This window comes from Tissierella pigra, from assembly GCF_009695605.1.
Taxonomy (GTDB): domain Bacteria; phylum Bacillota; class Clostridia; order Tissierellales; family Tissierellaceae; genus Tissierella; species Tissierella pigra.
In genome coordinates this window covers 36,140-43,745 of record NZ_VUNQ01000029.1, presented here as the reverse complement: position 1 = coordinate 43,745, position 7,606 = coordinate 36,140, and the positions used below count along the sequence as shown (strand labels likewise).

4 protein-coding genes, 11 tRNA genes, 1 rRNA gene and 1 other annotated feature are annotated in these 7,606 nt (G+C 34.1%); all 16 genes read left to right on the top strand.

Translation table 11 applies throughout. The annotated features are described in order from the left end of the window. Positions 1–8: 8 nt before the first annotated feature. The 16 genes from rrf to FYJ83_RS12820 all read left to right on the top strand — a co-directional run bounded on the left by rrf (position 9) and on the right by FYJ83_RS12820 (position 7,577). A 5S ribosomal RNA gene (gene rrf, locus FYJ83_RS12895) occupies positions 9–125 on the top strand. A 110-nt stretch (positions 126–235) separates the two neighbouring features. Further along, positions 236–310, top strand: a tRNA-Asn gene (locus tag FYJ83_RS12890). A 17-nt stretch (positions 311–327) separates the two neighbouring features. After that, positions 328–416: transfer RNA gene (locus tag FYJ83_RS12885), tRNA-Leu, on the top strand. 129 nt (positions 417–545) lie between these two features. Beyond that, positions 546–622, top strand: a tRNA-Met gene (locus tag FYJ83_RS12880). Positions 623–656: 34 nt separating this feature from the next. After that, positions 657–731 (top strand) — tRNA-Glu (locus tag FYJ83_RS12875). A 113-nt stretch (positions 732–844) separates the two neighbouring features. After that, a tRNA-Val gene (locus FYJ83_RS12870) sits at positions 845–920 on the top strand. Between the two features lie 127 nt (positions 921–1,047). Continuing rightward, positions 1,048–1,124, top strand: a tRNA-Asp gene (locus FYJ83_RS12865). A gap of 4 nt (positions 1,125–1,128) precedes the next feature. Beyond that, a tRNA-Thr gene (locus FYJ83_RS12860) sits at positions 1,129–1,204 on the top strand. Positions 1,205–1,268: 64 nt separating this feature from the next. Then, a tRNA-Tyr gene (locus FYJ83_RS12855) sits at positions 1,269–1,353 on the top strand. Between the two features lie 50 nt (positions 1,354–1,403). Beyond that, positions 1,404–1,478 (top strand) — tRNA-Gly (locus FYJ83_RS12850). Between the two features lie 18 nt (positions 1,479–1,496). After that, a tRNA-Gly gene (locus FYJ83_RS12845) sits at positions 1,497–1,570 on the top strand. 13 nt (positions 1,571–1,583) lie between these two features. Beyond that, positions 1,584–1,660: transfer RNA gene (locus FYJ83_RS12840), tRNA-Arg, on the top strand. Positions 1,661–2,418: 758 nt separating this feature from the next. Next, positions 2,419–3,855: a radical SAM/SPASM domain-containing protein gene (locus tag FYJ83_RS12835; protein WP_195837999.1), complete on the top strand. Its 1,437-nt coding sequence runs from the start codon at positions 2,419–2,421 to the stop codon at positions 3,853–3,855. Between the two features lie 131 nt (positions 3,856–3,986). After that, the gene (locus FYJ83_RS12830) at positions 3,987–4,346 is read left to right on the top strand and encodes a VOC family protein (protein ID WP_154441088.1); all 360 of its coding nucleotides are present in this window, start codon (positions 3,987–3,989) and stop codon (positions 4,344–4,346) included. Positions 4,347–4,438: 92 nt separating this feature from the next. Beyond that, positions 4,439–4,685 (top strand) — a binding site (T-box leader). Positions 4,686–4,735: 50 nt separating this feature from the next. After that, on the top strand, positions 4,736–5,716 hold the full coding sequence (gene asnA, locus FYJ83_RS12825) for an aspartate--ammonia ligase (RefSeq protein ID WP_195837998.1): 981 nt from the start codon (positions 4,736–4,738) through the stop codon (positions 5,714–5,716). 208 nt (positions 5,717–5,924) lie between these two features. Next, positions 5,925–7,577, top strand: a complete 1,653-nt coding sequence (locus FYJ83_RS12820; RefSeq protein WP_154441084.1) for a glycosyl hydrolase family 18 protein — start codon at positions 5,925–5,927, stop codon at positions 7,575–7,577. Positions 7,578–7,606 lie beyond the last annotated feature (29 nt).

Here is a 7,606-nt window from a genome sequence, read left to right as displayed (position 1 = left end):
AGTTTTCGTCTGGTGACGATAGCAAGATGGACACACCTGTACCCATACCGAACACAGAAGTTAAGCATCTTAACGCCGATGGTACTTGGTTGGAAACGACCTGGGAGAGTAGGAAGTTGCCAGGCTTTATGACCTAACCCAACGAGCTTTAGCGAGTTGTAGGTAGGTCAAAAGCAATGAGCGCCAAATCTATATGAGCATAGCAAGTAAATAGATTTGAGTTGCGAAACTGCATTCTTGGGTAGCTCAATGGCGGAGCAACCGGCTGTTAACCGGTAGGTTGTGGGTTCGAGTCCCACCCCAAGAGCCATTAGAAACATAAAAAACGCCGGAGTGGCGGAACAGGCAGACGCACAGGACTTAAAATCCTGCGATCCTCACCGATCGTACCGGTTCGATTCCGGTCTCCGGCACCATTATGACCTAACACAATAAGCGTAGTGAATTGATGTAGGTCAAACGCAATGAGCACCAAATCTATATGAGTGTAACGAGTAAATAGATTTGAGTTGCGAAACTGCGAGAATGAGAGATAAACTAGATAGCGCGGGATGGAGCAGTCTGGCAGCTCGTCGGGCTCATAACCCGGAGGTCGTCGGTTCAAATCCGGCTCCCGCAACCAAAATTTTTTTAAAAATATATTGTAGAATAAATAAGGCCCCATGGTCAAGCGGTTAAGACATCGCCCTTTCACGGCGGTAACCCGGGTTCGAATCCCGGTGGGGTCACCATTATGACCTAACTTAATGAACGATAGTGAGTTATAGTAGGTCAAACGCAACGAGCACCAAATCTATACGAGTGTACGAGTAAATAGATTTGAGTTGCGAGACTGCGATAATATGGGCGCATAGCTCAGTTGGGAGAGCACCTGCCTTACAAGCAGGGGGTCACAGGTTCGAGCCCTGTTGTGCCCACCATTTATGAACAATTTATGACCTGACACAGTGAACGATAGTGAGCTGATGTAGGTCAAACGCAATAAGCTCCAAATCTACATGAGCGTAGCGAGTGAATAGAATTGTGATGCGAAACTGCGAAATGTTTGGCCTGGTAGTTCAGTTGGTTAGAATGCCAGCCTGTCACGCTGGAGGTCGAGGGTTCGAGTCCCTTCCAGGTCGCCATTATGCTGGCGTAGCTCAATCGGCAGAGCAACTGACTTGTAATCAGTAGGTTGGGGGTTCAATTCCTCTCGCCAGCTCCAAATAAAGTTATTTTTATAAATTGCTTTGAAAATATGGTAGTCCTTAGGGCTCTGTTTTAAATTAGGAGGAGTACCCAAGTGGCTAAAGGGGACGGACTGTAAATCCGTTAGCTAAGCTTTCACTGGTTCGAATCCAGTCTCCTCCACCATTATAATTGATTTAGTTGAATTAATATCAGTAAGTGTAAAATTTGATTATGCGGAAGTGGCTCAGTGGTAGAGCATCGCCTTGCCAAGGCGAGGGTCGCGAGTTCGAATCTCGTCTTCCGCTCCATAAGTATTTATTTGTTATGCGGGTGTAGCTCAGTGGTAGAGCCCCAGCCTTCCAAGCTGGTTGCGAGGGTTCGATTCCCTTCACCCGCTCCATTTATATTTATTTGTACCCTTAGCTCAGCTGGATAGAGTGTCTGGCTACGAACCAGAAGGTCGGGGGTTCGACTCCCTCAGGGTACGCCAAAACGTTGGAGTTTTAATATCTTAATAAAAGCGAATTGTGTACAAAGAAGATTTAGCCAAATTGTACATCATTCGTTTTTTTGTTTTCTGTATTTCTATAACTGATATAACTTTTTTAATTTTAAATTTTCTTCAATGCAGATCTTGTTCAATTCAGCAAGATCTTTTTTAAATTCTGATCTCTTTTTTATAAACATCTAGTTTTATTCCAGTGCAAAGGACATTATAAATACCTGATTAATATAAAGTATAAAGAGTCATTTAATAAATTTGTAAAAGATTGTAGATATTTGTAAAAGATTCGCAAGATTTGTAATATTTATAATATTTGAAAAATTACCTTGACTTTTAATAAACCTTCTAATATAATTTATATATACACCATAGTATAACGCAAAAAGGTGAAACGTTATTTAATACTAGGGAGGTGAAAATATAATGAAAATGAAGCCGATTATTGAAACTAGTTGGGATTTACAAAATGAAGCTAAGAATGACTCAAGTATGGGGCCAATGGTGGGAATTGGTAATCAATGGTGTTGTGCTTGCTAAGCTTAACAAAGTGGTTTAGCTTACTCTCTTACTGAATATTTGATTCTAAAAAAGCTGAGCTACATAACCCTTCTATCACAATAATCCAAATTATTTAGTGATAGAAGGGTTTTTATCACAGATGACATCTTGCCAAATATTTTGATTATTATAGTTGTGGGAATGTGATTTGTTGCCAAGTTATGTGTGTCATAGGTTGGGTGGAGATGATTGGTATTTGGAATATATATTTTGGACATGCTAGTAAGTTTAGAACTTCATTAACAAAACAATCAGCTTTAGGGGGGAAAGTAATGAAATTAATTAAACACATGATATTTGTAGATATACACGATAACAAAAAACTGTTGATAAACTCTTTAACAGGCACCATGGACGAAATTGACGCTCCGATTTACGAAACTTTGTCTAAGTGGCAGACTTGTGAAGAGATTGTAACAGAAAATGATTTAGAAGCTGAGTTATTGAGCAATCTTCAATCCAGAGGATATCTGGTAAATAATCATGAAGAGGAAGTGGCTAAAAAGAATGAAATTTTAAAGATATTGCGTGACGAGCACGTCCAAATGCAAAAAGACCAAAAAACTGTTGTCTTTGTTATGACTTATGACTGTAACTTTAGATGTCCTTATTGCTTTGAGGGTGATGCTTATCTTAAAAAGGAGGTTATAGCTCCTGAACAAATTGATGTTGCTTTAAAGTTTGCAGGTGAGGGTGTGCAGACAATATGTCTTTTTGGCGGAGAGCCGTTACTTCCAAAAACCAGACCTACTTTGGAACATCTTTTCAAAAAGGCACCCGACAAAACATACCAAATTTTTACCAATGGGTATTATCTGACAGAATTTCTTGATTTGCTTTTGTCTATAAATATTTCTCAAGTTTTAATTACTTTGGATGGTAGCGAGGAATCTCACAATAGCAGGAGAGTCTTAGCTAACGGAAAGCCTACGTTCAAAAAAATTATGGATGGTATAGAGAAGTGTTTAGAAAACGGGATAAATATCCGAATCAGAATGAACCTTGACAAGACCAATTACGAGGAAGGAATTGATTTAAGAGAAAAGCTACTTGACAAATTTTCAGGATATAAGGACAATTTATCCTTTGAATTGGCCACATTGATTGGAGACTCTTATGAAGAACGAATGGATATAATAACTGAATTATATCATACAGATGTAAAGCATTCCTTCAAAGATAGGGAAAGAATAAACGATTTTATAACTAAAAAAAATTCAATACTAGACCACTTAGTATATGGCAGAGCCATAAAGCCTTTGTACTCCTATTGCTACGCTCATGTAGATGGTATGGCGTTTGACCCCTATGGAGATATTTATCCATGCTTGGGGTGTGTTGGCAAGGAACGCTTTTCTATAGGAAAGTATCATCCCTTAATTGAGTTCAAGGAAAACTCAATACGTAACCGAAATATAGAAAAAATTCCTGAATGTAGGGATTGTACATATTCTCTTCTTTGTGGAGGAGGCTGTCCTTTGGGGTTAAATGACAGTAGTGATTTTTTCAAGCCTATGTGCTATTCCGTTAAAACTCTTTTGCATGAAGAGCTTCCCATATTCTATAAAGAAATGGAAGAAGGTATGAAAAAAACTGAAGAAGCAGTAAATAGTGCATATTGATGGGAGGGGGGATTGTTATCCCTGAAACCATCAGGGTACGCCTGAAAGACATAGTTTTTCTTAAGAAAAACTATGTCTTTTTTATATAAAAAATATGATATAATTAACAAATAAAGGAGTGATATTCAATTATGAAATTAAATTGGGTTACAATTTATGTAAGCAATTTGGAAAAGAGTTTATATTTTTATACAAAGATATTAGGTCTTAATGTTTCAGTGAAATTTGGTGATGAGAATCACCAAATTGTCATGCTTGGTGAAGCAGATGAGACTAAGATTGAATTAATATTTGAGTCAAACACTAAAATAGAAAATCCAGGTAAAGGTGTATCAATTGGACTCGAAACTGATAATTTAGAAAATTTAATAGAAGAATTAAATAATATTGGATATAAAGTGACAGGACCTATATCACCTAATCCACATATTCGTTTCTTTTTTGTTCAAGATCCAGATGGATATACAATTCAATTAATTGGGAAAAGCTAAATTGAACTACTAAGTGAGAAAAGTGCTTTAAAAATATGTATTTTTCCTCTTGACTTTACTATAATATGAGGCTATACTATTAATAATTTAAAAATAAAGCGTTGATAGAAAGAGTAGTTTATTAAGTAAGTTATAGAGAGTCGGAGATTATGGTGGAAGTCTGATACTAATTAATAAATGAAGAACATTCTTGAGCATCTAACCGAAATTGCAAAAGAGTAGGCTTAGACGGGTGTAGCCTGATATTGACTATGGAGTATCGATTAATATAATCTGTACTTATTTAAGAGAGCTTGCTAACTAAGGTGGTACCGCGAAAATCAACCTTTCGTCCTTTATCAGGATGAAAGGTTTTTTTAATTATAGCAAATAAAATGGGAGGAATAAAGATGACAGAACTAAATCCAAGAAAAACTCAAATAGCAATAAAGCAAATAAAAGACTATTTTGAAACAAAATTGGCTGAAAAACTTAATTTAATCAGGGTATCAGCCCCATTATTTGTTACACCTAACAGTGGGTTAAATGATAATTTAACAGGAGTAGAAAAAGCTGTATCTTTTGAGATGAGAAAATATAATGAAATGATAGAAATAGTTCAATCTCTAGCCAAGTGGAAAAGAATGGCTTTAAAATGGTATGAATTTAATATTGATGAAGGTCTTTATGCAGATATGAATGCCATAAGACCAGATGAAGTATTGGACAATATACATTCTATATATGTAGACCAATGGGATTGGGAAAAGATAATAAAAAGATCAGATAGAACTATGGAATATCTAGTTCATACTGTAGAAAATATATATAATGTATTTAGAGAGACAGAAGATTATATTAGTGAATTATATCCAGATATATTTACAAAAAAATTGCCTAAAGATATAAAATTTATTACTAGTCAAGAACTAGAGGATTTATACCCTAATGAAACCCCTGATGAAAGAGAATATTTAATAGTAAAAAAATATAAAGCAGTATTTATATCAAAAATTGGGGGAACTTTAAAATCTGGAATTTCCCATGGAACTAGGTCACCAGATTATGACGATTGGAATTTAAATGGCGATATTATATTTTGGAATCCAATAACGGAAGAAGCCTTGGAATTATCCAGTATGGGAATAAGGGTAGATAAGGAAGCATTGGAAAAACAACTTAAATTATCTGGAGCTGAGGAAAGAAAAACACTAGATTATCATAAAAAGTTATTAAACGAAGAATTACCTTATACAATAGGTGGTGGAATAGGACAGTCTAGAATTTGTATGTTTTTCTTAGAGAAGAAACATATAGGAGAAGTTCAAGCATCGGTTTGGACAGATCAAATATTAAAAGAATGTAAAGAGAATAACATATTTTTATTATAGATTGTATTAAATATAATAGACTATAAAATGGGCAGCTAATATTTATAATATTGGCTGTTTGTTTTTATAGGAAATTCCACCCCCCGATCTTGTGGTTCGTAGCCAGACACATTATCAATGGAACTAATTAGATTTGTAAAAATAATATATTTCAATTATAATAATTAATAGGACAAGTTATTGATTTCTTAAAGTAGGAGGAGACAATATGAGAAAAGTAAGTATATTTATACTTTTAGGATTGGTTATAATAGGCTTAGGTGGATTTATTTATCATGAAATTCTTGTATCACCAAGCAAAAAAGTAATGACTTACTCAGATGATTTATATTTAATAGTTGAAGAACAGGAAGCAGAAGATGGGTCAGTATTGTTTTCTGAAGATATATTATATCTTTCACTTTCATCTATTGAATATTTTATAGATAAAGATATATTTTATGATGATGCAGAAGAGACATTGATAATTACAGATAAAAGTAGAGTTATTAGATATAAATTAAACTCTGATAAAGGCAGTATGAACAATAAAGAATTTTTAATATCTAACCCCATAAGGGAATTTAATGATAAAGTATATATTCCAGTAGATATAATCCTTAAAAACTATGATGTAGATATTAATTATTTTGAAGAGACAAATGCAGTTGTATTGGATTACAAAAATATTGAGTATTTGAAAGGTGAAATAATAGGTGATGATGCTGTTTTAAGAACAGACTTAGATATTAAATCACCTATAATATCAAATAACCTTCCAACAGGAACCATAATAAATGTTTATGGAGAATATGAAAATTGGTATAAAGTAAGAAGTATAGACGGAGTACCAGGATTTATTGAGAAAAAGTACCTAAAAATAAACTATGTAAAAGATATGTTTAAAGTAGAATTGCCTATTGAAGATACCTCTGATTATGGTAAAGAAAAAATCAGCTTAACTTGGGACTATACTTATAGAAAAGTCCAAAATACTGACAATATCAAACCAATTCAAGGAGTAAATATAATTTCTCCTACATGGTTTTCTGTTATTGATACAGATGGGAATATACAGGACAAAGGTAGTACAGATTATGTTAAAAAATATAGAGACTTAGGTTATGAAATATGGCCTCTTATTAATAACAGCTTTGACCCTGATTTAACTCATGAACTTTTATATAAAAGTAGTACAAGGGAAAAACTGATAAATGAGATACTAGAGGTTTATAAAGAATATGGTTTTCAAGGGATTAATATTGATTTTGAAAATGTACATTTAAAAACAAAGGATCTGTTGACTCAATTTGTAAGGGAATTATATCCTCTATTTAAAGAGTCAGGTTTAAGTGTTTCCATGGATGTAACTGGAATGTCAACTTCTGAAAACTGGTCTTTAAGTTATGACAGAGAAAGACTTTCCAAAGCAGTAGACTATATGATTTTAATGGCATATGACCAGCACTGGGCTAGTAGTCCTGTAGCTGGTTCTGTTGCAGAATATACATGGGTAGAAAAAAGTATATTGGGAGTGTCAGAATACATTCCAAATGATAAATTAGTATTAGCAGTACCATTTTATACCAGACTTTGGATAGAAAAAGATGGGAAACTATCTTCTCAGGCACTATCAATGGAAACAGCCAATAAGTTTATAGATGAAAATAATATTGAGCTTATGTGGGATACTAAGGCATTACAGTATTACGGTGAAATAGAAAAAGACAATGAATTATACAGGATTTGGTTAGAAGACTCAGAATCACTAGCTGCTAAAGTATCATTGGTTCACAAATATGATCTAGCAGGAATAGCGTCTTGGCGAAAAGGGTTTGAAACTGATAATATATGGAGTAGCTTAGATAAATCTTTAAATTAAAATAATAGGGTTTAAAAAGGGATTTTAAA